The sequence below is a fragment of the Ruegeria sp. genome (genome assembly GCF_965243365.1).
GTDB lineage: Bacteria > Pseudomonadota > Alphaproteobacteria > Rhodobacterales > Rhodobacteraceae > Ruegeria.
The window spans coordinates 1,482,915-1,506,916 of the sequence record NZ_CBDEUW010000002.1 but is presented as its reverse complement, the minus strand read 5'-3'; the positions used below and the strand labels follow the sequence as shown (position 1 = coordinate 1,506,916).

The 24,002-nt window shown below is 59.0% G+C and carries 25 protein-coding genes; 13 read left to right on the top strand and 12 right to left on the bottom strand.

Annotated features, from left to right (window positions below; genetic code table 11):
• Positions 1-40: 40 nt before the first annotated feature.
• Positions 41-871 (bottom strand): SAM-dependent methyltransferase, encoded by an 831-nt coding sequence (locus ACP0GE_RS11125; protein WP_424832016.1) that lies wholly within the window; start codon positions 869-871, stop codon positions 41-43.
• On the opposite strand from ACP0GE_RS11125, the gene ACP0GE_RS11120 reads away from it, so the two are divergent.
• The 4 genes from ACP0GE_RS11120 to ACP0GE_RS11105 are packed head-to-tail and all read left to right on the top strand — an operon-like array spanning position 852 to position 3,202.
• A complete protein-coding gene (locus ACP0GE_RS11120; protein WP_424832015.1) occupies positions 852-1,616 on the top strand; it encodes a double zinc ribbon domain-containing protein in 765 nt (254 codons plus the stop codon). The two genes, ACP0GE_RS11125 and ACP0GE_RS11120, sit on opposite strands and share 20 nt — an antisense overlap.
• Positions 1,617-1,653: 37 nt before the next feature.
• Positions 1,654-1,911, top strand: coding sequence for a glutaredoxin 3 (gene grxC, locus ACP0GE_RS11115; protein ID WP_424832014.1), 258 nt, complete (start codon positions 1,654-1,656; stop codon positions 1,909-1,911).
• A gap of 4 nt (positions 1,912-1,915) precedes the next feature.
• Complete coding sequence (locus ACP0GE_RS11110; protein WP_424832013.1) at positions 1,916-2,746, top strand: carbon-nitrogen hydrolase family protein; 831 nt, start codon at positions 1,916-1,918, stop codon at positions 2,744-2,746.
• 15 nt (positions 2,747-2,761) lie between these two features.
• A complete protein-coding gene (locus ACP0GE_RS11105; protein ID WP_424832012.1) occupies positions 2,762-3,202 on the top strand; it encodes a MarR family winged helix-turn-helix transcriptional regulator in 441 nt (146 codons plus the stop codon).
• Positions 3,203-3,351: 149 nt separating this feature from the next.
• On the opposite strand, the gene ACP0GE_RS11100 is transcribed toward ACP0GE_RS11105, so the two are convergent.
• Both ACP0GE_RS11100 and ubiG read right to left on the bottom strand, forming a co-directional pair.
• Positions 3,352-3,789 carry a hypothetical protein gene (locus ACP0GE_RS11100; protein ID WP_424832011.1) on the bottom strand — a complete coding sequence of 146 codons (438 nt, stop codon included), beginning with the start codon at positions 3,787-3,789 and terminating at the stop codon, positions 3,352-3,354.
• 87 nt (positions 3,790-3,876) lie between these two features.
• Entirely contained in the window at positions 3,877-4,626 is a 750-nt protein-coding gene (gene ubiG, locus ACP0GE_RS11095) for a bifunctional 2-polyprenyl-6-hydroxyphenol methylase/3-demethylubiquinol 3-O-methyltransferase UbiG (RefSeq protein WP_424832010.1), read from the bottom strand.
• A 48-nt stretch (positions 4,627-4,674) separates the two neighbouring features.
• Between ubiG and pip the strand changes: the two genes are divergently transcribed.
• The 8 genes from pip (at position 4,675) to ACP0GE_RS11055 (ending at position 13,397) form a co-directional block, all read left to right on the top strand.
• On the top strand, positions 4,675-5,652 hold the full coding sequence (gene pip / locus ACP0GE_RS11090) for a prolyl aminopeptidase (RefSeq protein WP_424832009.1): 978 nt from the start codon (positions 4,675-4,677) through the stop codon (positions 5,650-5,652).
• Positions 5,649-6,470 (top strand): ABC transporter substrate-binding protein, encoded by an 822-nt coding sequence (locus ACP0GE_RS11085; protein WP_424832008.1) that lies wholly within the window; start codon positions 5,649-5,651, stop codon positions 6,468-6,470. Before pip ends, ACP0GE_RS11085 begins: the two co-directional genes overlap by 4 nt.
• 70 nt (positions 6,471-6,540) lie before the next feature.
• Entirely contained in the window at positions 6,541-7,167 is a 627-nt protein-coding gene (locus ACP0GE_RS11080) for a CDGSH iron-sulfur domain-containing protein (RefSeq protein ID WP_424832007.1), read from the top strand.
• Positions 7,168-7,323: 156 nt separating this feature from the next.
• Positions 7,324-7,914: a ribosome maturation factor RimP gene (rimP, locus tag ACP0GE_RS11075; protein WP_424832006.1), complete on the top strand. Its 591-nt coding sequence runs from the start codon at positions 7,324-7,326 to the stop codon at positions 7,912-7,914.
• Positions 7,914-9,527 carry a transcription termination factor NusA gene (gene nusA, locus ACP0GE_RS11070; RefSeq protein WP_424832005.1) on the top strand — a complete coding sequence of 538 codons (1,614 nt, stop codon included), beginning with the start codon at positions 7,914-7,916 and terminating at the stop codon, positions 9,525-9,527. The genes rimP and nusA overlap by 1 nt, the downstream gene beginning before the upstream one ends.
• A gap of 23 nt (positions 9,528-9,550) precedes the next feature.
• Positions 9,551-10,174 (top strand): RNA-binding protein, encoded by a 624-nt coding sequence (locus tag ACP0GE_RS11065; RefSeq protein WP_424832004.1) that lies wholly within the window; start codon positions 9,551-9,553, stop codon positions 10,172-10,174.
• 8 nt (positions 10,175-10,182) lie between these two features.
• Entirely contained in the window at positions 10,183-12,657 is a 2,475-nt protein-coding gene (gene infB / locus ACP0GE_RS11060; RefSeq protein ID WP_424832003.1) for a translation initiation factor IF-2, read from the top strand.
• Positions 12,658-12,872: 215 nt separating this feature from the next.
• Positions 12,873-13,397, top strand: a complete 525-nt coding sequence (locus ACP0GE_RS11055; protein ID WP_424832002.1) for an AAA family ATPase — start codon at positions 12,873-12,875, stop codon at positions 13,395-13,397.
• Positions 13,398-13,510: 113 nt separating this feature from the next.
• Here ACP0GE_RS11055 and ACP0GE_RS11050 read toward each other — a convergent pair whose 3' ends face one another.
• The 7 genes from ACP0GE_RS11050 to ACP0GE_RS11020 form a co-directional block, all read right to left on the bottom strand.
• Complete coding sequence (locus ACP0GE_RS11050; RefSeq protein WP_424832001.1) at positions 13,511-14,335, bottom strand: alpha/beta hydrolase; 825 nt, start codon at positions 14,333-14,335, stop codon at positions 13,511-13,513.
• A gap of 3 nt (positions 14,336-14,338) precedes the next feature.
• Positions 14,339-15,100 (bottom strand): tryptophan 2,3-dioxygenase, encoded by a 762-nt coding sequence (locus ACP0GE_RS11045; RefSeq protein WP_424833841.1) that lies wholly within the window; start codon positions 15,098-15,100, stop codon positions 14,339-14,341.
• Positions 15,101-15,245: 145 nt separating this feature from the next.
• On the bottom strand, positions 15,246-17,078 hold the full coding sequence (locus tag ACP0GE_RS11040) for an IS1634 family transposase (protein ID WP_424830302.1): 1,833 nt from the start codon (positions 17,076-17,078) through the stop codon (positions 15,246-15,248).
• A 144-nt stretch (positions 17,079-17,222) separates the two neighbouring features.
• Entirely contained in the window at positions 17,223-17,351 is a 129-nt protein-coding gene (locus ACP0GE_RS11035) for a hypothetical protein (protein WP_424832000.1), read from the bottom strand.
• Between the two features lie 64 nt (positions 17,352-17,415).
• Entirely contained in the window at positions 17,416-18,444 is a 1,029-nt protein-coding gene (gene tdh, locus ACP0GE_RS11030) for an L-threonine 3-dehydrogenase (protein ID WP_424833840.1), read from the bottom strand.
• Positions 18,445-18,458: 14 nt separating this feature from the next.
• On the bottom strand, positions 18,459-19,643 hold the full coding sequence (locus ACP0GE_RS11025; protein WP_424831999.1) for a glycine C-acetyltransferase: 1,185 nt from the start codon (positions 19,641-19,643) through the stop codon (positions 18,459-18,461).
• A 111-nt stretch (positions 19,644-19,754) separates the two neighbouring features.
• Entirely contained in the window at positions 19,755-20,318 is a 564-nt protein-coding gene (locus ACP0GE_RS11020) for a helix-turn-helix domain-containing protein (protein ID WP_424831998.1), read from the bottom strand.
• A 117-nt stretch (positions 20,319-20,435) separates the two neighbouring features.
• On the opposite strand from ACP0GE_RS11020, the gene ACP0GE_RS11015 reads away from it, so the two are divergent.
• Entirely contained in the window at positions 20,436-21,611 is a 1,176-nt protein-coding gene (locus ACP0GE_RS11015) for an acetyl-CoA C-acyltransferase family protein (RefSeq protein WP_424831997.1), read from the top strand.
• Between the two features lie 96 nt (positions 21,612-21,707).
• Here ACP0GE_RS11015 and ubiB read toward each other — a convergent pair whose 3' ends face one another.
• Positions 21,708-23,237, bottom strand: a complete 1,530-nt coding sequence (gene ubiB, locus ACP0GE_RS11010) for a 2-polyprenylphenol 6-hydroxylase (RefSeq protein WP_424831996.1) — start codon at positions 23,235-23,237, stop codon at positions 21,708-21,710.
• Positions 23,238-23,990 (bottom strand): bifunctional demethylmenaquinone methyltransferase/2-methoxy-6-polyprenyl-1,4-benzoquinol methylase UbiE, encoded by a 753-nt coding sequence (gene ubiE / locus ACP0GE_RS11005; protein ID WP_424831995.1) that lies wholly within the window; start codon positions 23,988-23,990, stop codon positions 23,238-23,240. It lies immediately after the preceding gene.
• Positions 23,991-24,002 lie beyond the last annotated feature (12 nt).

Here is a 24,002-nt window from a genome sequence, read left to right as displayed (position 1 = left end):
TGTCTGCTTCCGGCCTGAGATATAGGGATTTTGCGAGGCGTCAATCAGGCAGTTTGCCTTCGTCCGTGTTCAACGCTTCCGCCAGACGCATTTGGGCCGATCCCGGACGCAGAGGTTTGGGTTGGCTGGCATCCGGCGACCAACCGGTCAGGCAGATCAGTTCGAAGGTTGCTTTCAGGCGGCCAGAAGGTGTGGAGAAATGTGTCCCATAGATACGCTGAGCCTGCTCGAAAAGCGACCGGCGGGTGGGGTGTTTCAGGCGCGCGGACATAGCATTGGTCTCTGCCATTGCGCGCAGATCACGCATCAGGTGCCAGATATCTCGGTATTCTGCCGTCAGCGGTACAGAGTCTGCCACCGGCAAAGCCAACCCGGCCCGTTGCAGCAGGCCCCCAAGATCGCGCAGCTCGGCCATAGGGGCCACGCGGGGGCTGATGCCGCCTGACACCGCGACCTCGGCTTCGCTCAACGCTGCGCGCAGTTCGTTCAGCGTTTCTCCGCCCAGACAGATCACCAGCAGTAACCCATCAGACTGCAAGGCCCGGTGGCATTGGATCAGTTGTCCGACAGGATCATTGGCGCTGTGCAAGGCCATCGCATGGATAATCAGGTCATGTGCGCCCGGGGTTAAGGCAAGAACATCGTCATCCCCTACAATCACTGCATCTGGCAGGGCATCGGCCCAAACTTGTGGGAACGGCGTCACAATCGCGGGCGCGGTAAAGGCTTTGTTAACCATAGAGAGCCGATCCTGCACCTCGTCCAGGGCAGCGCGATGCAGAAACAGAGCGTCGTCCTGCGCACGGGCGCGACGTTTCCGGATGATGGACCTGTCAAACAGTGAGGGTGGATTGGACGCAGGTAATTTCATAAGCCGCAAGTATCGCATCCCGCGCGGGATTCAAACTGTTGTCGAAATGATCTACCCACCACGCTGCTTGAGTTGCGGAGACCTGACCGAAGCGGATTTCGGGCTGTGCGGCCCCTGCTGGCGGGATACACCCTTCATCGGCGGGACCGTCTGTGACAGCTGCGGTCTGCCTGTGACGGGTGTTAGAGATGGCTTTCGGATTGACTGCGACGATTGCCTGAAGACCCCGAGGCCATGGCACGACGGTCGGGCGGCTTTGCTGTATCAGGGCCGCGCGCGATCTCTGATTCTGGCTCTGAAACACGGTGATCGGCCTGAATTAGCCAGGCCCGCCGCACGCTGGATGGCGCAGGCCGGGCGTGATTTGTTTCGTCCGGACATGCTGATTGCACCGGTTCCATTGCATTGGTCGCGTCTGGTCAAGCGGCGCTATAATCAATCGGCCTTGTTGGCCCAACATCTGGCCCATGAGATCGGTCTGGAATGCGTGCCGGATCTGTTGCAGCGCAGGCTGCGAACCCCGGTTCTGGATGGAAAAACCGCAAAGGAACGTGCGGAGACTTTGGCAAATGCGATTTCCCCGCACCCAAGGCGATCTGCCGGGATCAAAGGACGGGACATTCTTTTGGTGGATGATGTGATGACTTCGGGGGCGACATTATCCGCTTGCACGCGTGTTTGTCAGGACGCGGGCGCAAATCATATTTCCGTGTTGGTACTGGCGCGCGTTGCCAAGGATGCCTAATTCGCCCTAGATTGCGCGAAACCCCGAAGGACGGATTATGAAATCGGTTGAGATCTACACGTCACCGCTGTGCGGTTATTGCCATGCAGCCAAACGCCTGCTGAAACAGAAAGGCGTCGAGTTCCACGAGGTCGACGTTCTGATTCACCCGAAACGCAAGCCGGAAATGATCCAGCGCGCAGGTGGCAAACGCACCGTGCCGCAGATTTTCATCGGTGAAACCCATGTTGGCGGGTGCGATGAGCTGTACGAGCTGGACCGTCAGGGCAAGCTGGATCGCCTGTTGGCAGCGTGATGAAATGAAGACCGCGCTGCTACAGATCACCTCATCGGACGACCCTGTCGCCAATCTGGACATGGTCCGCGCCATGATGACCGAGGCGGCTGGGCAGGGTGCGCAGTTCATTCTGACGCCCGAAGTAACGAATTGCGTCTCAAACAGTACAACGCGACAGCAGCAGGTCTTGCAGCACGAAGAAGACGACATCACGCTGGCGGGTTTGCGTGAGCAGGCCGCCGCGCTGGGCGTCTGGCTGCTGATCGGTTCGCTGGGGATCAAGACACACGACGCCGATGGCCGCTTTGCCAACCGATCCTACATGATCGACCCGCAGGGGCAGATCGTCGCTCGGTATGACAAGATTCACATGTTCGATGTGCAGGTCACCGAAACCGAAACCTTCCGCGAATCGGCCAATTACCGGCCCGGCAGTCAGGCGGTGGTTGCCGAGACGGATTTCGGCAAGATCGGCCTGACCATCTGCTACGACGTCCGTTTCCCCTATCTGCACGCCGCGCTGGCACAGGCCGGGGCACGTATCCTGACCGCACCGGCGGCATTTTCTCCGGTCACGGGTGCGGCGCATTGGGAATCGCTATTGCGCGCGCGGGCGATTGAGACGGGCTGTTGGGTCATTGCCCCCGCTCAAACCGGTGCGCATCCTAAAACTCGGGGAAAGACACGCCACACTCACGGTCACAGCCTGGTTGTGGCCCCGTGGGGAGAGGTGCTGATCGACGCAGGCACCGATCCGGGCATTCACTTTTTCGATTTGGATGATAGTTCTGTGACAGAGGCGCGCCGCCGCGTGCCCTCATTGACTCACGTGCGGCCCTTCGAGGGGCCCTGACCCAGAACCGGACTTATGACGGACGAGAAAAATGCCCTGGCGGTCACGCTGTTCAGCGAGATCCTGACCGCAGATCAGCTATTGCGCAACCGGCTGAGCCGGGTGCTGCCCAAGGGCATGGAAATCTCGCATTTCTCGGTGCTGAATCATCTGGTTTTTGTTGGGGATGAGCGCAGCCCGGCGCAGCTGGCCAATACATTTCACGTCACGCGCGGAGCCATGACCAACACTTTGGCCAAGCTGGAATGGGCCGGATACATCCACATCCGCCCCGATTGGGACGACGCCCGCCGCAAGATGGTCGCCATCAGCCCCGCTGGTCGCAGGGCGCGGGATCAGGCGATTTCGTCGATTGCACCGCTGATCAACCGTGTGGTTGATGAGTTGGGGTTGGAGCGGGTTCGCAGCGCGCTGCCCGTGCTCCGGGATTTGCGGTTGCAGTTGGAGGGGGAGTAAGGGCTTAGCGGCTACCGCGCCGAAATAGCAGAACTCGCAATAGGTGAGAGTCGAACCATCGACGTGGTATCAGGGTTCGGCTCGCCAAATCCAATTCGGATGTTCGAGCTCTACGAATTCTATTGAACATTCAATTTAGCGGCTCAATCTTATGATAGAAACTTCCACCTGAATTCTCGAACATTGCTTCTTACTGCACCGCAGTTGGAAACATAGACAATACGCCCCCTTTTCAGAAGCTGTAGATCGTGTTTTTCGAGTCCTGCGAGGTCATAGTTAACAAGCGCATACGCTCGAAATCCGCCGGAACGTTTTACCCAAGAAGGGACTTTTTCTTCATCCCTAACTTCGGAATGTGAGACCAGCCGAACTGAAAAGGCGGCGTCCCGATAGTCAGGGTCCTTCCGCAAGGGGTTACCTTGCATTGCATAAGTTCTTGCGAGCGCCAGACTTTCCTCATCTGAAAGTCTGTGCCCGGTCTCAATACAATATCCTGCGACCCGCTTTGAACTTTTGTAGATTGATGTAGAGAAAACGACTGCCGCCACTGCAAAAACAAGGCACATCAAGACACGGGCAAAAGTCATGTAGTGTATCCTCAGTCAATACCTGGAGAGTGGTTGCGTACATCGCGGCTATTCACTTTCATGGGCATGATGGGTTGAAAACCCATCCTACGACCCCGGCTTCACACTCGCCGTCACATAGTTCACGCTCAAATCCCGATCCGAGATCGACCAGCTCCAGAGGATTGGGTTGAATACGAACCCCTTGCGGTCCACCGGCTCCAGCCCGGCCTGGCGCAGCAGGTCGAACAGCTCATCGGGGGTGATGAACTTGTTCCACTCATGGGTGCCGCGTGGCAGCCAGCGCATGACGACCTCGGCCCCAAAAATGGCCATCGCATAAGATTTCGGGTTGCGGTTGATGGTTGAGCAGATCTCAAGCCCGCCGGGTTTCAGCAATTGTTGCGTCGCGGTCAGGTAGCTTAATGGATCAGCCACGTGTTCAACGACTTCCATGTTCAGCACCACGTCGAACTGTTCGCCAGCGGCGGCCATGTCCTCGGCGGTGGTGTGGCGATAGTCGATCTGCAACCCCGATTGTTCGGCATGGATACGGGCGACGGGAAGGTTGCCTTCGGCGGCGTCGGCGCCCACAACCTCGGCCCCCAAACGCGCCATCGGTTCGCTCAGCAGCCCGCCGCCGCAGCCGATATCCAGCAGGCGCAAGCCCTCGAAGGGCTTCGGAGATGTCAGATCCCGGTCAAATTCACCCGCGATCTGCTGCGTGATATAATCAAGACGACAGGGGTTCAGCATGTGCAGAGGTTTGAATTTCCCGTGAGGATCCCACCATTCTGCGGCCATTGCCTCGAATTTTGCGATCTCGGACGGGTCCACCGTGTTCGGATGCGCTTGCATTCCTGTCTCCGTGTGCTCTTTTACGCTTAAGGACTATATAGGCCCATAATGGACAAGTACCCGGACCAAAAGCGCGCAGTTCAATATCTTTACCCGCCGGTCGAACCGTTCGATCAGCGTATGGTCGATATGGGCGATGGGCATCGTATCTATGTGGAACAATGCGGGAATCCAGACGGAATTCCGGTGGTGGTGCTGCATGGCGGCCCCGGTGGTGGCTGCAGCCCGGCGATGCGGCGGTACTTTGATCCGCGTATATTCCGTGTGATTCTGTTTGATCAGCGCGGATGTGGCCGGTCGCGGCCAACGGCCTCGGTCGAAAACAACACGACTTGGGATCTGGTGGCCGATATCGAACGCTTGCGCACATTATTCGATATCAAGGAATGGATCGCCTTTGGTGGCAGCTGGGGCGCCACGCTGGCGTTGATTTATGCGCAGACCCATCCGGACCGAGTCAGCCGTCTGGTTCTGCGCGGCGTATTTCTGGCGACTCAGGCCGAGCTGGACTGGTTCTATGGCGGCGGTGCAGGCAAGTTCTGGCCCGAGCAGTGGGCGAAGTTCACGTCGCTGCTGTCGGAGGATGAGCAATCCGATGCCATCAGCGCCTATAACAAACGCTTGTTCTCGGGCGACCGCGCGACCGAGATTCTGTATGCCAAGGCGTGGTCGCATTGGGAAAACGCATTGGCCTCGATTCACACAAATGGATCGGTCGGGGAAAGCCCGGGGGAATACGCCCGCACCTTTGCGCGGCTGGAGAATCATTATTTCGCCAACAAGGCGTTTCTTGAGGCGGACGGTCAGATTCTGGATCGGATGGACCGGATCGCTCATATCCCCGGCTATATCGTGCAGGGGCGATATGACATGATCTGCCCACCCCAGGCGGCGTGGAATCTGGCCGAGCGCTGGCCCAATGCCGAGCTGAAGATGGTGCGGCAGGCAGGCCATGCACTGTCCGAGCCGGGCATCAGCGCGGAGCTGGTTCGCATCATGGATCGCGTGGCGGAGGGTTTGGCATGACCCGTATCGACCGCCGTGCTTTGTTCGCTTCTGGTGCCGCTGCGGCCCTGTTGACTGCGACTGGGGCGTCTTTAGCAGACACTCCGAAACCGGGTGGTACGCTGCGGTTGGCCGTGCCGCGCGATGACAGTCTGGAACTGGTGGCACGTGGTGCCGTTTTCGACACCCTGACCGAGATTGCGCCTGACGGCACGCTCCGCGGAGAGCTGGCGACCGGCTGGCAAACGGATGCCGAAGCGCGGGTTTGGAGTTTCGATCTGCGCGACGATGCACTGTTCCACGACGGCGCGTTTCTGGATGTTGCTGATGTCACCGCGGTCCTTTCCGAACTCGGCCAGACTGAAGTGCTTGCCCAAAACCGCTTGCGTCTGGAACTGGCTCAGGGCAATCCGGGCCTGCCATTTCTGCTGGCAGACAGCCGCTTTGTCATCACTCGGGCCGGGCAAGATGTGACCCCGCTGCACGCAGCCAATGGCACCGGCTGTTACCGGGTCGAACGTGCCGAGGATGACAGGCATTTTCTGGGTCGGCGTGTCCAGGGGCACTACAAGGACAATCAGGCCGGATGGGCCGATGCATTCGAAGTGATCGTCATCCCCAACGCGTCCGTGCGGGCCGAGGCGCTGCGTGACGGATATGTGGATATCGCAGCGTTTCCTGATCGGGCCGATCTGCGCGGTACACGCGGATTGCGGTTCCACCCTTCTGAATCCGAGGTGGCACTCGCGGTCGCCACGAATGTTGGCGTGCCTCGCCAGATCGGTCGGGGGCACAGCCTGGATGATGGGCGTCTGGCCGAACGGTGGTGGCTGGTCTGATCCTCGGTTCTGAAATTTGACATGAACGAGCGTATCGTTACCCTGATTTCAAATGGGGAAGGATATTGCCATGTCCGACACGACCACGATCGAAGAGCGTGAAAATGGCCCACTGATCGTCAAATACCTTCACTCAATGCGCGATGCCTCGGGCGCGGATGTCGAAATAAAACAGGTCATGGCGCTGTGCCGCTGCGGACATTCGTCGAACAAACCGTTTTGCGACGGAACCCATGCAAAAGTGGGATTTGAAAGCCATGGGGGAACGCCTGCCGGGCCAGACAAGATTATCGGATACCGCGGTGAGGCCGTAACGGTCAGCTTCAATCCGCGCCTGTGCTCTCATGCTGCCGAATGCGGGCGTTTAGCTTCGAATATCTTTAGCCCATCGCAGAAACCGTGGGTTCAGCCCGACAACGGTACCGTGGATGAGGTGCGCGCGGTTGTATCAGCCTGTCCGTCGGGCGCGCTGGCAATTGGGGATGACGAAAACCGCGAGCATTTGCATGCCAAGCGTGCGCAGATTGAGGTGCAGAAGGATGGGCCCTACTGGGTTCTTGGTATCGCACCGCCCGAGGCGCTGAACGCCAAAGGCGCGTGTCAGGAAAAGTTCGTTTTGTGCCGCTGCGGCAAGTCGGGCAACAAGCCTTTTTGCGATGGAACGCATCGTGACGAAGGGTGGTCCGACGCCGAATAAGCGACGGGCCGAACAATCGGCTTGCAGACTCAGGGTTTCCTGCTTATATGCATCTCCAACAGCGGCGCGTTGGACTTCTGGTCCGGGGCTCCACCGGAAAAGATCGACGGGCCGCGCGCCCGTTTTTTTGTGCCCGATTGAAGGGTAGAGTACCTGATGACAAACGACCTGATAGCCAAAGCTGCCATCGACCGGCGACTGGCCGAGATCATCACCCCTGTGATCGAGGATCTGGGGTACGAACTCGTCCGCATTCGCCTGATGAGCGGCAAGCAGACCACGCTGCAGATCATGGCTGACAAGCCCGATGGCGGTATCGAAGTGGATGACTGCGCCGAGATTTCCAACGCAGTTAGCGCCACTCTGGATGTCGAGGATCCGATCCTTGACGCCTATACGCTGGAAGTGTCCAGCCCCGGCATCGACCGCCCGCTGACCCGTCTCAAGGATTTTGAGATGTTCGAGGGGTATGAGGCCAAGATCGAAACCGCCGAGCTGATCGACGGCCGCCGCCGCTTCAAGGGCGAGCTGGCCGGGATCGAAGGGGACGAGGTTCTGATCAACATCCCCGAGGGCGATGAGACGATCACCATCGGTCTGCAATTCGACTGGCTGAGCGACGCCAAGCTGGTCCTGACCGATGACCTGATCAAGGAAATGCTGCGCCAGCGCAAAGACGCGGGTGCCCTGAACGAAAACGCTTTCGACGAGATTGAGACCGAAGGGTCCGAAGAGGAGACGAACTGATGGCAATTACCTCAGCCAACCAGCTGGAGCTGCTACAGACCGCCGAGGCCGTGGCCCGCGAAAAGATGATCGACCCCGGTCTGGTTGTCGAAGCGATGGAAGAATCGCTCGCCCGTGCCGCCAAGAGCCGTTATGGCGCGGAAATGGACATCCGCGTGTCGATCGACCGCAAGACCGGTAAGGCGACCTTTACCCGCGTGCGCACCGTGGTCGAGGATGAAGAGCTTGAGAACTATCAGGCTGAATTCACCGTTGAGCAGGCCAAGCAATATATGGAAAACCCTGAGGTCGGTGACGTCTTTGTCGAAGAAGTCCCACCGGTTGAAATGGGTCGTATCGCTGCTCAGTCCGCCAAGCAGGTGATCCTGCAGAAGGTTCGCGAAGCGGAACGTGATCGTCAGTACGAAGAATTCAAGGATCGTGCAGGCACCATCATCAACGGTGCCGTCAAGCGCGAGGAATTCGGCAATGTCATCGTCGACCTGGGCGGTGCCGAGGCCGTTCTGCGCCGCAACGACAAGATCGGCCGCGAAAGCTATCGTCCCAACGACCGCGTGCGTGCTTACATCAAAGAGGTTCGCCGCGAGGTTCGTGGCCACCAGATCTTCCTGTCGCGTACCGCGCCGGAATTCATGGCGGAGCTGTTCAAGATGGAAGTGCCGGAAATCTATGATGGCATCATCGAGGTTAAAGCTGTGGCTCGTGACCCCGGTTCGCGCGCCAAGATCGCTGTGATTTCCTACGACGGTTCGATCGACCCTGTCGGCGCCTGCGTTGGTATGCGCGGCAGCCGCGTGCAGGCCGTTGTGAACGAGCTGCAGGGTGAGAAAATCGACATCATCCCGTGGAACGAAGATCAGCCGACTTTCCTGGTGAATGCGCTTCAGCCTGCCGAGGTTTCCAAGGTGGTTCTGGACGAAGAAGCCGGCAAGATCGAGGTTGTTGTTCCTGAGGAACAACTGAGCCTCGCCATCGGCCGTCGCGGTCAGAACGTGCGTCTGGCCAGCCAGCTGACCAATCTGGACATCGACATCATGACCGAAGCCGAAGAATCGGCGCGCCGTCAGAAAGAATTCGAAGCCCGCACCCAGCTGTTCATGGAAACGCTGGATCTGGATGAATTCTTTGCACAGCTGTTGGTTTCGGAAGGATTCACCAACCTTGAAGAGGTAGCCTATGTCGAGATCGAGGAACTGTTGGTCATCGATGGTGTGGATGAAGGCACAGCGCAGGAGCTGCAAACCCGTGCCCGTGAATTCCTGGAAGCACAGGCCAAGGCCGCTTTGGATGCTGCGCGCGCGCTGGGCGTTGAGGACAGTCTTATTGAATTCGAAGGTCTGACACCCCAGATGGTAGAAGCGCTGGCCAAGGATGATGTGAAGACACTGGAAGACTTCGCAACCTGCGCTGACTGGGAACTGGCCGGTGGCTGGACCACGGTCGATGGCGAACGCATCAAGGATGATGGCGTGTTGGAGCCTTTCGGCGTGACGCTGGAAGAGGCTCAGGATTTGGTCATGACCGCGCGTATCATGCTGGGCTGGGTTGATCCGGCCGAGCTGGAGCAGGTCGAAGAAGACGGCGAAATTGCAGAAGAGGAGGCCGAGGCCTGATCTCAGGGCCTCGGAGGTCGTGAATGGGTCGCGGTGGCGTCCATAAGAATCGGTCGGATGGCCCCGAGCGCAGGTGCATCGCCACGGGCGAGGTTCAGCCTAAATATGGGTTGATCCGCTTTGTGGCGGGGCCGGACGGTCAGGTCTTTCCCGATGTCGCGGCGAAATTGCCGGGGCGTGGAGTCTATGTGGCGGCGGATCGCGCTGCGCTGGACAAGGCGATCGGCAAGAAACTGTTCTCGCGCGGGTTCAAGGCGCAGGTGAATGCGGCCAAGGATCTGACCGATGAGGTCGAAAAACAGGTCGCACGTCGTGTGGTTGAACTGATCAGCCTTGCGCGTAAGTCCGGTGATGCGGTTACCGGGTACGAAAAGGTCAAGACGTGGCTGGACCGGGAAGAGGCCCAGGTGCTGATTCAGGCCTCGGATGGATCGGGGCGCGGCAAGTCTAAACTCAGCACGCCGCACTTCGGGAAATACATCGGCTGGCTGACTGCGGATGAATTAGGGCAGGCATTTGGGCGCCAAACGGTGATTCATGCGGCCTTGGCCTCTGGCGGACTCGCCAAACGTGTTGTAGAGGAAGCGCAGCGCCTGCGTGGCTTGCGCGAAAAGGATGACGGCGGCAAGGGCCGCTCGGAAGGGTAAGAAGCTTTATGAGCGATAGTGACGGCAAAAAGACATTGGGTCTTCGTGGCGGGGCACGCCCCGGAAATGTGAAACAGAGTTTCAGCCACGGACGTACCAAAAATGTCGTGGTGGAGACCAAACGCAAGCGCGTGGTCGTTCCCAAGCCGGGCGCGACCAAACCAAGTGGTGGTGCGACACCATCGGGTGATCCTTCGCGGCGCCCGGCGGGTATTTCCGATGCGGAAATGGCGCGCCGGATGAAGGCGTTGCAGGCTGCGAAAGCCCGTGAGGCCGAAGAGGTCGCGGCCCGTGAAGCAGCCGAAAAAGCACGCGAGGAAGAACGTGCCCGCCGCCGTGCGGAGCAGGAGGCCAAAGAGCGCGAACAGCGCGAGGCTGAAGAACGCGCGCGTCAGAAGGCTGAAGAAGAAGAGCGCAAGCGCCTTGAGGCTGAAGAGGCCGCCAAACGCGCTGCTGCCGCTCCTGCACCGGAAGAGCCGAAAGCGGCGCGTGGTCCGGCCAGCAAGCCAGCACCGGCATCCGCACCACGCAAGCAGGATCGTGAACGTGAACAGCGTGGTCGCGGCAAAGGCCGTGACGACAACCGCCGTTCGGGCAAACTGACACTGGGTCAGGCCACCGGTGGCGAGGGTAATCGCCAGCGTTCGATGGCGTCGATGAAGCGCAAGCAAGAGCGGGCGCGTCAGAAAGCCATGGGTGCGCCGGTCGAGCGGGAAAAGGTCATCCGCGACGTACAATTGCCCGAGGCAATCATGGTCTCGGAACTGGCCAACCGTATGGCCGAGCGCGTGGCTGACGTTGTCAAATCGCTGATGCAGATGGGCATGATGGTCACACAGAACCAGACCATCGACGCGGACACCGCTGAACTGATCATCGAAGAGTTTGGCCACAAGGTCACTCGCGTCTCCGATTCGGACGTTGAAGACGTCATCAAAGAGGTTGAGGACAGCGACGAAGATCTGAAACCGCGTCCACCGGTCATCACCATCATGGGTCACGTTGACCATGGTAAGACCTCGCTGCTGGATGCGATCCGCGACGCGCGCGTTGTGGCGGGCGAAGCCGGTGGCATCACCCAGCATATCGGCGCCTATCAGGTGAAAACCGATGGCGGCACCACACTGACCTTCCTGGATACGCCGGGTCACGCGGCCTTTACCTCGATGCGGTCACGCGGGGCTCAGGTCACGGATATCGTGGTTCTGGTTGTCGCTGCGGATGACGCGGTGATGCCGCAGACCATCGAGGCGATCAACCACGCCAAAGCGGCCGAAGTGCCGATGATTGTAGCGATCAACAAGATCGATAAGCCCGAGGCCAACCCGGACAAAGTACGTACTGATCTGCTGCAACACGAAGTCATCGTCGAGAAGATGTCGGGTGAAGTGCAAGACGTTGAGGTTTCGGCTGTCACCGGTCAGGGCCTGGACGAATTGCTGGAAGCCATCGCGCTGCAGGCCGAGATTCTGGAACTGAAAGCCAACCCCGACCGCGCCGCCCAAGGTGCCGTGATCGAGGCGCAGCTGGATGTGGGCCGCGGTCCTGTTGCCACCGTTCTGGTTCAGAACGGCACCCTGCACCAAGGCGACATCTTCGTTGTGGGTGAGCAATACGGTAAGGTCCGTGCGCTGATCAACGACAAGGGCGAACGTGTCAAAGAAGCTGGCCCGTCGGTTCCGGTCGAGGTTCTGGGTCTCAACGGCACGCCCGAAGCGGGTGACGTTCTGAACGTGACCGAGACCGAAGCGCAGGCCCGTGAGATCGCTGCCTATCGCGAACAAGCCGCCAAGGACAAACGCGCCGCTGCCGGTGCCGCGACCACCCTTGAACAGCTGATGCAAAAGGCCAAGGAAGACGAGAACGTGGCCGAACTGCCGATCCTCGTAAAAGCCGACGTGCAGGGTTCCGCCGAAGCCATCGTTCAGGCGATGGAGAAGATCGGCAACGACGAAGTCCGCGTGCGTGTGCTGCACTCGGGCGTGGGTGCGATCACCGAGACGGATGTCGGTCTTGCCGAGGCCTCCGGTGCACCGGTCATGGGCTTTAACGTCCGTGCCAACGCGTCTGCGCGGAACACTGCGAACCAGAAGGGTGTGGAAATCCGCTACTACTCGGTGATCTATGACCTCGTGGATGACGTGAAAGCGGCCGCTTCGGGCCTGCTGAGCGCCGAGATCCGCGAGAAGTTCATCGGTTACGCCGAGATCCGCGAAGTCTTCAAGGTCACCGGTGTCGGCAAGGTTGCCGGCTGTCTGGTCACCGAAGGCGTCGCCCGCCGTTCCGCAGGCGTCCGCCTGCTGCGCGACAACGTGGTGATCCACGAAGGCACGCTGAAGACACTCAAGCGCTTCAAGGATGAAGTGGCCGAGGTTCAGTCGGGTCAGGAATGTGGTATGGCGTTCGAGAACTATGACGATATCCGCGCAGGTGACGTGATTGAAATCTTCGAGCGTGAAGAGGTTACGCGGACGCTGGATTGATTTGGTTTTGTAAGGAAATAGAAAAAGCGGTCCCTTTGGGGGCCGCTTTTTTACTGTAGAAGTTTACTTACCTTAGATGTCTTGTCCGAGATTTTCAGAATCCAGCCAGTACCGCGCAGCGTATAATCCTCGCCCAAGTGCTAGGTAAACCTGGCTTAAGGTCAGCTATGCGGACAAAACTGCCGTTCGCGCCACGTTGGTGTTACTCTTACTGAATGACAATACTGGTTTCCCTTTCAGGTCTTCCCGGAGTTGGCAAGACAACCGTTGCAAAGAACTTGTCCGCGCTGACCAATGCCGTGCATCTGCGCGTGGACTCGGTTGAGGCCGCGCTGAAGAGAAGTATCCTGAACATCCACCCTGCAGAAGACGCAGGTTATTTGGCACTCGCGTCCATCGCGCAAGACAACCTTTTGCTTGGACATGATGTAATTGTGGACACCGTAAACCCAATTGAAGTCACACGGGAGTTATGGGCGCAAACTGCTTCCGTGGCATCGGCCCAACTCCTAAATGTCGAAGTCGTCTGTTCAGATATAGATGTCCATCGGCAACGGGTCGAAACCCGCATGAGCGATATTGAAGGGCTTGTGGTCCCGAGTTGGAAGGCCGTTTCTCAGCGTGAATTCGAACAGTGGCGCACTTACCGACTCGTCGTGGACACAAGTGTCAGTAGCATCGAAAAGTGTGCTGCGACTATTGCATGCGCGATGGAAAAGTTAAGGTCGCTGGCTGGGTAAGTTTGGGTTCGAACCGGACTTTCTTGTCTCAACCATAAATACCCGGTTCTTAGTAGTTGGTTCAGTATGCGACGCAAAGGTCAGATTAGTCCGATGCCCGACAACTATGACTATCAAGATGCAGGCAGAAACGTCCCTGGATGCAGGATGATATCGAAATGATGCATCCCGCGTTTCAGGTCAAAACTGACCGAGTGCCCCCCCTTACGCAGCAACTCGGCATAGTCTCGGCTTTGGCGGATGAATTCCAGTGTATCCCGTTCAGCGACCGCCACATGATAGCGCGGGCCGGGTGTGGGCAGGTTCAGTATGGGTGAGAGGTCGTGCAGCTCAACCGGGGTCAGCTGCAGCGGCTCATTCACAGATGTCAGGCTGATTGGTTCCAGATCATAAATGCCGCTGATCAGGATCACATCCCGCATCCGCAGCCCCGCGCGGGCCAGTGCATCGGCCGAAGTCGCCATGACCATACTTGCGAGCTGTGCTCCGGCGCTGTGCCCGGACAGGGTGACCCGCGACGGGTCGAACCCCAGATCCGCTGCGTTTGACGCCAGCCAGAGCAGGGCGTTCCGACATTCCTTGATCATGTCACCGATACGCGTATCCGGGGCAAGCGTGTAGTTCAGGGTCGCAAAGGACTGCTCGGCCTCGATCATCGCCGGTGCCATCATGGCCGACTCGCGCTGGCTGAGGGCTTGCCAGTATCCGCCGTGGATGAACACGTGCAATGGTGCGCCCGCACCTTTTGCGGGAAAGAAATCCAGAACTTGCTGGGGCGTGTCCCCATAGCGCAGGTTTTCCCGCACCGGCATATTCGCACGGGCCTGCGCGCTGAGTGCCTGATAGCTGTCAAGATAGGGGGTCAAATCGCCACCGATCATGGAGCTTGGGGAATATTCCTGCTCCAGCTCGACCTGTGAGAAACCACGATAGAGCATGGATCAACCCTGCCCGCTATACATCAGTTCGGTGCGCACATCATACAGATCGTGGAAGAACCGCAGCTCTAGCGCCTTACGCAGGAAGGCCACGCCGCTGGATCCGCCGGTGCCCGGCTGCATTCCGATGACGCGTTCAACGGCTGTTGCATGGTCGAACCGCCAGCGTTGGAACAGGGATTCGACATCCATCAGCTTTTCGGCCAGCGCGTAGAGGTCCCAGTATTTGCCCGTGTTGCGGAACACTTCGACCCAGATTTTCACAACACGGGGGTCGCCGGAATAGGGCTGTGCATAGTCCCGTTCGATCAACTCGACCGGAACATCAAAGCCCTGTCGTGCCAGCATGTGCAGCACTTCGTCATAGAGCGATGGTTTGGACAGGGCCGCATTCAGCATTTCCATGACCTCGGGGTCGTGTTCATGCACTTTCAGGGTCGAGGCATCTTTGTTGCCCAGAATGAACTCGATCTGGCGATAGCCATAGCTTTGAAACCCTGACGAACTGCCCAGCGCCTGCCGGAAGGTCATGTAGTCGGCGGGTGTCATGGTCAGCAGGGTCTCCCACGCCGCGATCAGTTGCCGCTGGATCGCCTTGATCCGGTCGAGGTTTTTCATCGCCGGGCCAAAATCGTCCTGCTGCAGAAAGCGGCGCACCTCGACCAGCTGGTGATGCATCAGCTTTAGCCACAGCTCGCTGACCTGATGGATGATGATGAACAGCATCTCATCGGGTTGGGCCGGGTCCTGAAAGGTTTTTTGCAGGTTCAGCAGCGTCTTGACCCAGGTTCAGCAAATTTGACATACACGGCTCCATAAGGTCATGATACAAAACGATTTTATTTTCGGAAAAGCCCGATATGGCACTACATTTTGTGCGTCAGGAGGTCGGTTGGAATGGCCTCGACCGTTACGGGTTTTTCAGTTTCCGGATACGCCTTTCAAGCGCGTATGGTACGCCCGCCGCCTTCGCAACCCCTGCCGCCACCGGGTCTGGCCGAGCGTCCGTTCTGACCTCGATCCGTGCGCCGTCGACGGAGGTGAAGGACGTGGTGGCCCGCTGCCAGCGACCGAGCTTGTTGCGCACAGAGGCCCAACTGTCGTGGACCCCCTGCGCAGCGAGACGGGTCCGGATGACATTGACGCCGTACAGCGCCAGCACCGCGATGAACAGATGGCCCTCGATCCGCCTGGACAGTTGGTGCCAGATCGGGCGCAAGCCGAGTTCAGACTTGAGCGTCTCAAACGTCGCTTCGAGTTCGGTCAAACGCCAGTAGGTGCGCACCGTCTTCTCAAGGCCCCATTCCGTGTGGCTGGTGCGCAGCACATAGAGGCCCGCGCGGGCATCGCGTGTATTGAATGCCGCATTGGGTACCCATGTCACCGCGCTGGCCTTGCCATCCGAACCCTTTGTGACGCGGATGTCATAATGCTGATTGACCATAGCGTAGCGTTCCCGCAAACGCCCGAGCCGCTCCAGAACCTTGTCGTATGTCTTGACGGAGCGCGGCTTGCTCAAGCCGTCGTGCAAGGCGGTAAGTTCTGCCTCAAAGGCGTCCCGCTTCTTGGCCAGAATGGCTTCATCACGCTCCTGTCGCGCCTGGCTCCAGATGCAGAGTTGCGCTTCGTTCTCAGGCTCGTGGGACAGGTTCCAGATCCGCGCCTCATGCCCCGATCTGGTCTCGATCGTTGCATCAGGATCCCGCGCGCCTGCAGCATCCGCCTGATCCGGCTTGACCCCACCCCGCCTGACCGTGATCCAATGATAGCCCCGGTTGCGCAGTTCGGCGAGGTTGTTTTCGGTAGCGATGCCTGCATCCATGATGACCGTGGGCTTGTCCTTGTCCTCCGGTGTGGCAAGGCTGTCCAGCGCCTCGAACAGCGTGCCGGGTTCGCTGACATTGCCGGGCAGAACGCTGGAGCGGCGCGGGAAGCCGCCCTCGTCGGTGGCCATCGCGAGCGTGACAAGAGGGCAGTCGTTCCGTTTCTGCTTGGAGCGTCCGAACCTGGCCAGATCGGACGCTGGACGCCCGGTCATGTAGGTGTTGGTCAGGTCATAGAAGATCACCGCACCGGAACTGCCGAACAACGTGCGCTGACGGTCAAACAGCGCGTCTTCGATGGCCTCGTGGTGTTTGACCAGACCGTCACTGAGACGATACAGCTTGTCGAGATAGAGCGCCGGCCCGGTATTGAGGCGCAGAAGTTCAAACGTGGCACTGTTGGTCTCCAACCATCGCAAAGTCTCCCGTTCGCTGGCGGGATGCACCATGCGCGCAATCACCAGCGCCATGGCGATCCGGGCGTCTCGATCCGACAGGCCGACATTCTTGAGCACCCCAAGAAAGCCCAGAGCCTCCAGAGCGGCCAGGGCAAGTCGCTCACAGCCCACAGACCGCGCGTCTTCAATCTGTATGCTGTCGAGACGGATATTTGCTGTGCCGCCATCCAGGGCCTCGGCCGCCGACTGGACCAACGCGCGGCTGCGCAACTTCTGCACAATGGTATCCGCCATTGTCGCCAATTCCGGTTCAGGATCGAACAGAGGCGTTTCTCCCGTAATCCCCGCCTGAACGAGTTCGACCAGTTCGGGCCACTGCGATTTGGGGATCGGAAAGGCTGCTCCGAGGTTCAGGAGCGTCTTTTGTTGCACCTTGCGGCCCGTTCTAAAATTCTCGACCAACCGGACGGATCGGTAGCATTTGTCAGCGCGGCGGCGGGTCAGGGTCTCACGAATAAACATGTTCCTACATTAGGACCGCTGCACCCCACTGGGAATCCCGAAAAGCCCTCAGGAAGCACATTATGGCACCACTTCGAAAATCCAGAAACTCACCTCAACAAAATCAACGCTTTACCGGCCAGAAAGCGGCAATTTCGACCGATTTCAGCAAAAAAGTGCGGAACTTGGGTTGAGCTGCAGAAAGTCACCATAGCTTTTTCGATGTGTTTCCGCGAAATCGGTGACCAGAGACTCTTCGATCCCGCGTTCCAGATACCTGTCATTGTCGCCCATATACACCTCCAAAACGCGCGGGTTTATTCCTGTTTAGGGTCAAAACCCGCGCGGTGCCAGAGCGTTAGGTCCAGTCCAGAACAACCTTGCCGGATTGACCGGATTTCATTGCGGCGAAGCCCTCAGCGAAGTCGTCGACCTTGAACCGGTGCGTGATCACGCGGCTGACATCCAGGCCGTTCTGAAGCATGGCGATCATCTTGTACCAGGTCTCAAACATCTCGCGCCCGTAGACGCCCTTGATGGTGATGGCCTTGAACACGATGCGTGACCAGTCGACAGGGGATTTCCCGGGTGGAATGCCCAACAAGGCGATCTTGCCCCCCATCACCAGCGCTTCGACCATTTGATCCAGAGCAGCCTGTGAGCCAGACATCTCAAGCCCCACATCGAAGCCTTGCGTCATACCGAGTTCAGAAATGACGTCTTGTAGATCCTCTTTCGAGGCATCAACGGCACGCAGGGTTGGCACCACATGCTGTGCCAGTTCCAAGCGATCAGGATTGATGTCAGTGATCACCACATGTCGTGCGCCCGCATGACGCGCGACCGCGGCGGCCATGATCCCGATTGGGCCGGCACCGGTGATCAGCACGTCCTCGCCCAGCAGATCAAAGCTGAGTGCGGTGTGTACAGCGTTGCCCAGCGGATCGAGGATAGCTCCGATCTCATCGGGCACATCATCCGGCAAGGGCACCACGTTGAAAGCGGGCAGTTTCAGATACTGGGCAAAAGCGCCCTGTTCGTTCACCCCGATGCCCCGCGTGCCGGGATCGAGGTGGAATTTTCCTGCACGGCTTTGGCGGCTGTCGGGGGTAATCAGATGCCCCTCGCCCGAGCAACGCTGGCCGACTTCCAGCCCGGTCACGTTTGGCCCGATCTCGACGATCTCTCCGGCGAATTCATGACCGGTGATCAACGGAACTGGTACGGTATGAGAGGCCCATTCATCCCAGTTCCAAATATGAATGTCGGTGCCGCAGATGCCGGTCTTGTTGACCTTGATCAGAACCTCATCGGGTCCGATTTCAGGCACCGGAGCCTGCACCATCCACAACCCCTCTGCGGGCTTGGATTTTTCCAGCGCTTTCATTGTGTTGGGCAGCATCAGATAACTCCCAAGTCCTTGCCGACTTTGCCAAAGGCTGCGAGTGCGCGATCCAGTTCGTCTTTGGTTAGAGCCGCATTCATCTGCGTTCTGATCCTTGCCTGACCGCGTGGGACCACCGGGAAGAAGAAGCCCGAAACATAAACGCCTTCATCAAACAGCCGCGATGCCATCTCCTGCGCCAAAGCCGCTTCACCCAGCATGACGGGAATGATCGGGTGTTCGCCGGGCAGCAGATTGAACCCCAGTTTCTCCAATCCCGCGCGCCAGTATTTGGCATTGCCGAACAGTTGGGCGCGCAACATGTCGCCCTCTTCGACCAGCCGGATCGCTTCCAGACCGGCCGCGACGATTGAGGGCGGCAGCGAGTTCGAGAACAGATAGGGCCGCGCCCGCTGCCGCAGCAGGTCGATCACTGGCTGCGGCCCGGCAATATAACCGCCGATTGCCCCCCCAAGCGCCTTGCCTAAAGTTCCCGTCAGAATGTCCACATCGACACCGAAATGATCCGGTGTTCCGGCGCCGTTCGGCCCCATGAAGCCGGTGGCGTGGCAATCATCGACCATGACGATGGCGTCATATTTGTCGGCCAGTTCCCGGATTTTCGGCAGATTGGCCAGATATCCATCCATCGAGAACACGCCATCGGTGGCAATCATGATATGCCGCGCCCCGTCCTCGCGCGCCTGCTTCAACCAGGCTTCGAGGTCGTTCATGTCATTGTTCATGTATCGATAGCGTTTCGCCTTGCATAGGCGTACCCCGTCGATGATCGAGGCATGGTTCAGACTGTCTGAGATGATAGCATCTTCAGGCCCTAACAAAGGCTCGAATAGCCCTCCGTTCGCATCAAAGCAGGCCGCGAACAGAATTGAATCGTCCTTGTTCAGGAATTGCGCCAGCTTCTGTTCCAACTCGCGGTGAATATCCTGCGTGCCACAGATGAACCGGACCGAGGCCATGCCGAACCCTTTGGGCTCCATCGCACCTTTGGCGGCGTCGATCAGCGCAGGGTGATCGGCCAGACCCAGATAATTGTTGGCGCACAGGTTGATGACCTGTTTGTCGCCCACCGTAATCTCACCGCCCTGAGGCGATGTGATCATGCGTTCGCGCTTGTAAAGCCCTTCAGCTTCGATCTGCGCGAGGGTGTCCGTGATGTGGGACAGGAATGCATCTGCCATGGCGGCCTCCGTTCAACTGAGTCGCATATCTAACATAGCGGATGAAATTCCCAAATAGGGGAATTACAGTATGAAGGAAAAATTTCCGTGAAGGCGGAAAGCTGCCGAAAATCAGGCGTTTTTGACGATCAAAAACACCCGGGCCGGAGAGTCGGCGGATATGGAATGTACGACATCAGCCGCATATCGCGCGGTATCCCCCTGCCCCAGATGGGACACCGCCGCGCCAGAGGTGACGCGTACAGCGCCTTCCAAAACGGTCAGTTGTTCGCGTGCGCCTCGGGCGTGGGGCTGACTGTTCAGCGCCCCGTCCTGATCGAACTGGATGTCGTAAACCTCATGCCCGCCCGCCTCTTCCGGGGGTGAGAGGATGCGGATGCGGCAGTTCTGGCCCATATTGTCGATGCTGGGCACTTCGGATTTCTTAAGGACTTCGATCTGATCGGCAGTCTTGGTGTCTTCCAGCAGACCCGCGAAATCCACCTGCAGCGCGCGGGTCAGGTTCCAGAGGGTCGAGATCGTGGGGCTGCTTTCCCCGCGCTCGATCTGGCTGACCATTGATCGGGAGACGCCGCTGAGATTGGCGACCGCTTCAAGAGACAGGCCCTTGGCCCGGCGTGCCTCTTTCAGGCGGGCAGGTAGGCGTGTCAGGATATCGTCTGTGTTTTCCGTCATGACGGAATTTCATGCGCTCTGGATGGCCGCTTGTCAATTCCAACCGTGACGGGACGTCCTATAGGACAGATCAGCGCTGCACGTGCACAATGCAGACGAATCCAGGAGGAGAGAGACATGACCGATATCGTATTGCTGGATGGTGCCCGCACCGCAATCGGGACATTTGGCGGGGCGCTTGCGTCCACGGCACCCATCGATCTGGCAACTGTCGCCACTGAAGCCGCCTTGGAGCGATCAGGCGTTGAGGGCGGTCAGATCGGCCACGTCGTCTTTGGGCATGTGATCAATACCGAGCCGCGGGACATGTACCTGTCACGGGTGGCGGCGATGCAGGCCGGTATTCCGAACGGAACGCCCGCGATGAATGTGAACCGGCTATGTGGGTCGGGCGCGCAGGCCATTGTATCTGCGGTTCAGTCTCTGATGTTGGGCGATGCCGAGTTTGCGGTGGCCGGCGGTGCGGAAAGCATGTCGCGCAGCCCGTATATCGTGCCGCAAGCGAGATGGGGCGCGAAGATGGGCGATGTGACCTCGCTGGACATGATGCTGGGCGCGCTGAACTGCCCGTTCGGGACCGGGCATATGGGTGTCACGGCTGAAAACGTAGCGGATGAGCATCAGATCAGCCGAGAGCAGATGGACGAATTTGCGATGACCAGCCAGACCCGGGCCGCATCGGCGATTGAGGCGGGATATTTCGAAAGCCAGATCGTTCCGGTTCAGGTCAAGGTCAAGCGGGATATGGTGGATTTCACGGTCGACGAGCATCCCAAATCGACAACCGTCGAAGCGCTTGCGGGTCTTCGCCCGGTGTTCCAGAAAGACGGGCGCGTGACGGCGGGCAATGCTTCAGGCATCAATGATGGGGCAGCGGCTATGGTTCTGGCCACAGCGGGTGCGGCTGAGCGGGCAGGGTTGAAGCCAAGGGCGCGGATTCTGGGCTATGCCCATGCGGGTGTGCGCCCCGAGGTTATGGGAATCGGCCCGGTTCCGGCGGTGCGGAATCTGTTGAAAAAGACCGGCTTGTCCGTCGGGGATTTCGATGTGGTCGAAAGCAATGAGGCTTTTGCAGCCCAGGCGCTGGCCGTCAATCAGGAGCTTGGGTTGGATGCAGCCAAAGTAAACCCGAACGGCGGTGCAATTGCCTTGGGTCATCCGGTTGGGGCGACAGGGGCCATCATCACAATGAAAGCGCTGTACGAGTTGGAGCGGACTGGCGGGTCCAAAGGGCTGATTACGATGTGTATTGGGGGCGGCCAGGGTATCGCCATCGCCATCGAGCGTCTTTGATTGGCGTTCGGCAGGGGGGGCTGTCTGCCCCCCATCGCGCCTGCGGCGCGATTCCCCCCGAGGATATTTTTGGCCAGATGAAGCCTTGGATCAGGTCTAACTTAGCGCCGTCAGGATCAGGGCTATGGCTGCGCCCGCGGCGGCCCCGATGGTTGCGGGAAGGGCCACGGACCAGAAGCTGGAATTCTGCTGATCGTCCTTTTGTGTTTGCGCGATAAGAGCGTTTTCCACCAGCGCGGGTAGGCGGGGGCCGAAACGCGCCAGAACCATCGCTGTTTTGCCAAAGTCGCGCAGGGCCGCGCGGGGGCCGATTGATTTCTTGATGTAATCCTCGACCACCGGGCGCGCGACTTCCCAGATGTTGATATGCGGGTCCAATGAGCGCGCAACGCCTTCGACCACAACCATCGTGCGCTGTAGCAGGATCAGCTCGGTGCGGGTTTCCATGCCGAAGCGTTCGGTGACTTCGAACAGGTAATTTAGCAGGCGGCCCATCGAGATATGGGTGGCGTCCATGCCGAAGATGGGTTCTCCGACCGCGCGAAGGGCGCGGGCGAACTCGTCAACGTCTTGATTGGCAGGGACATAGCCGGCCTCGAAATGCACTTCGGCCACGCGTTTATAGTCGCGGCGGATGAAGCCAAAGAGGATCTCGGCGTAGACCCGGCGGGTGTATTCGTCGATATGACCCATGATGCCGTAGTCGTAGGCGATGATATCTCCGTTTGCGGCGACCTTCAGGTTGCCTTGGTGCATGTCAGCGTGGAAATAGCCGTCACGCAGCGCGTGCAGCAGGAACAGGCGCAAGACGCGCTCGGCCAGATCGCGGCGGTCATGGCCTGCGGCATCCAGCGCGTCGTTTTCCCCAAGCGGGACACCGTCGGCCCAGCTGAGGGTCATCACTCGACGCGCCGACAGGGACCAGACAACTGGGGGCAGCCAAAATCCGGCATCGTCCTTGGTATTGGCGGCGTATTCAGAAGCGGCGGCGCTTTCCAGGCGCAAGTCAAGCTCACCGCGTACCACACCATCAAAATGTTCGATGACTTCCATCGGGCGCAGGCGGCGCGCGCCGGGGGCGAAAAGCTGAACGATACGGGCCGCAAAATAAAACGCATCCACATCCTTGCGAAAGGCACGCTCGATAGCCGGGCGCAGAACCTTGACGGCGACGTCTTCGCCCGTGCTGGTCAGCTTGGCCTTGTGGACCTGTGCGATCGAGGCTGCGGCGATGGGTTCGCTGAACTCTGAGAACATCTCGGCGATGGGCTGGCCAAGTTCCTTTTCAACCTCGGCCATGGCTTCGGTGCGTGGGAAAGGGGGCAGTTTATCCTGAAGAACGCGCAGCTGTTCGGCTAGTTCATTTCCAACGACATCGGGTCGGGTCGACAGGACCTGTCCGAATTTGATGTAGGCGGGTCCAAGCGCAGTCAAGGCGCGGGTTGCGGGCGGCATGTTCGGGTCGCCCTTGTAGCCAAGCCATTGGAACGGCTTACCTAAAGTGTGCGCGAGGATTCGCACCGCGCGTGGTGCTTCAAACGCATCCAGCACCACGTTCATGGCGCCGGTCCGCTCTAACGTGGCGCCCGTGCGGATCAGGCGTATGATGTTGTGAGGGCCGCGCATCTAGATTTTCCAACCGGAATGCAAGGCGGCGATGCCCATGCTCAGGTTGCGGTATTTGGCGTTTTCGAACCCGGCGGTGCGGATCATATTCAGGAAGGTTTCCTGATCGGGGAATTTACGGATCGATTCCACCAGATACTGATAGCTGTCATAGTCATTGGCGATCAGCTTGCCCATGCGCGGGATGACGTTGAAGCTGTAGAGGTCATAGAGTTTTTGCAGCCCGTCATTCGGCAGCTGGCTGAATTCCAGCACCATCAACCGGCCACCGGGTTTCAGCACGCGGAAGGCCTCGTTCAGAGCCTCTTGCGGGCGGGTGACGTTCCGGATGCCGAACGAGATGGTGTAAACGTCGAAGGAGTTATCCTCGAACGGCAGAGACATCGCGTCGCCGACCACCCAGTTCAGGCTGTCCGACATCTGATCGGCTTCGGCGCGTTGGCGGCCCTCAACCAGCATCGGCTCGGTCAGGTCCAGAACGGTGGCGTGGCCATGGCCCGCGCGTTTGAGGAAACGGAACGAGATATCGCCGGTGCCACCGGCCACATCCAGCAAGCGTTGACCGGGGCGCGGGGCAAGCCAGTCCATCATCGCGTCTTTCCAGACCCGGTGGATGCCCATCGACATGACATCGTTCATCACGTCGTATTTCGAGGCGACCGAGTTGAACACGCCCTGTACGCGCCCGGCCTTGTCAGCCTCGCGCACGGTTTCGAACCCGAAATGAGTGGTCTTGTCGTTGCTGTCGGACATTTGCCTTGCCGT